This is a genomic window from Streptomyces sp. NPDC044106, from assembly GCF_056433985.1.
Genome location: NZ_JBWKFZ010000050.1, coordinates 1 through 1,584, shown reverse-complemented (window position 1 = coordinate 1,584; position 1,584 = coordinate 1). Strand labels below are relative to the sequence as shown.

Below are 1,584 nucleotides of genomic sequence, written 5' to 3'. Positions count from 1 at the left end.
CTAGGAGCTGTCCGGCCGATCATGTGACTGTCGCCTGATCTGCTCGTTGCGTCGGGCATGGGGCGGGGAGAACGCGGTGATCTGGCGGACGCGGAGTGGGAGCGGCTGCGGCCGTTCCTGCCGGTGAGCAACGGTCGGTGCGGACGGTGGCGCGATCACCGGCAGGTGATCGACGGGATCCTGCACCGGGTGCGGACCGGGGTGCACTGGCGTGATCTCCCGAAGCGGTTCGGTCCGTGGAAGACCGTTTACGAGCGCCATCGGCTGTGGTCGGCGGACGGCACCTGGGAACGGCTGCTGCAGCAGGTCCAGGCCGCGGCCGATGCGGCGGGCGAGATCGACTGGGACGTCTCGGTGGACTCCACCATCGTGCGCGCGCACCAGCACGCGGCCGGCGCCCGGATGGGCCCGCCGCCGGCACCGGGCGCATCAAAAGGGGACAAGGTGCCAGAACACCAGGACGATACACCGTGGCAGAGTCTGGTCGGCCGCCTGGTGGAGGTGGTGAGCGAGGCGAGAGCCTGGGCCGCTCACGCGGCGGCTTCACCACCAAAATTCATCTGAGCGCCGACGGCCGATGCCGTCCGCTGTCCTTGGTCGTTACCGCAGGCCAGCGGGCGGACTGCGCGCAGTTCGCGCCCGTGTTGGAGAAGATCCGCGTTCCCCGACTTGGGTCAGGCAGGCCGCGCACGAAGCCGGACAGCGTCGCGGCGGACAAGGGCTACAGCAACAGACCCTGCCGCGAGTATCTGAGGCGGCGGGGCATCCGCCACGCCATCCCGGAGAAGACTGACAGCCGGGCCGTCCGCCTGCGCAAGGGATCACGAGGCGGACGACCGCCGGGCTGCGACGAGGAGCGGTACAAGAAGCGCAACACTGTCGAACGGGCCATCAACAGGCTGAAGAACTCCCGAGCCGTCGCGACTCGCTACGACAAGCGAGGATACGTCTTCCTCGGCACCGTCACCGCTGCCGCCATAGTCGTCTGGCTTCGCACATGATGGGCGAGTGACGGCTCCAAATTCTGCCGTCGAGCACCCGCGCTCTCACGACAGCGGCTGCGCTATGCGGGGCGAAGAACGGGATCGATCCCAGCCAGGAGCTCGTACAGCTGACGAGCCCCCCGGGCAACGCGCTCGTCAGCGTCCTGCAACAGCTCCTCGCACAACCGGATCGCGTCGTCCTGGTCGTGGGAGAAAATGCTGAACACGTCGACGACCGCGGTGTGGATCCAATCTCCGTGATTCAGGTCAGCGACTGCCAGCGCGGACGCGACCGTCGCCAGTCCTGCACTGTCCTTTCGCCGAAGCAGCGCTTCCGTGGTCACCCTGGTGACGAAGGTGTCATCACGGTCGAGCACGAGCTCCAGCAGCGACCCACGGGCCTCCTGCATCTCGGCAAACCCTGAGAGGCCGTGGCCGGCATCCGCGCGGTCACGGTAGTCGTGACTTCGCCCGAGTTCACCGAGCACCAGGACAGCGGCCCGCCGCAACTCCCTATCCACCGACCTACCCACCCCTCCCACGACTTCCGGGCAAAGTACCACCGAGGCACCCTACGGGTGATCGCCAGGACAGCTCCTAG

2 protein-coding genes are annotated in these 1,584 nt (G+C 67.6%); one reads left to right on the top strand and one right to left on the bottom strand.

Features of this window, described 5'->3' with window-relative positions:
* The first annotated feature begins 57 nt into the window (after positions 1–57).
* A protein-coding gene (locus AC07DI_RS37505) for an IS5 family transposase (protein WP_478909454.1) occupies positions 58–1,001 on the top strand; the annotation gives its coding sequence in 2 pieces (ribosomal slippage) (positions 58–447 and positions 450–1,001; 942 coding nt in all).
* A 62-nt stretch (positions 1,002–1,063) separates the two neighbouring features.
* Here AC07DI_RS37505 and AC07DI_RS37500 read toward each other — a convergent pair.
* Positions 1,064–1,504: a hypothetical protein gene (locus AC07DI_RS37500; RefSeq protein ID WP_478909452.1), complete on the bottom strand. Its 441-nt coding sequence runs from the start codon at positions 1,502–1,504 to the stop codon at positions 1,064–1,066.
* Positions 1,505–1,584 lie beyond the last annotated feature (80 nt).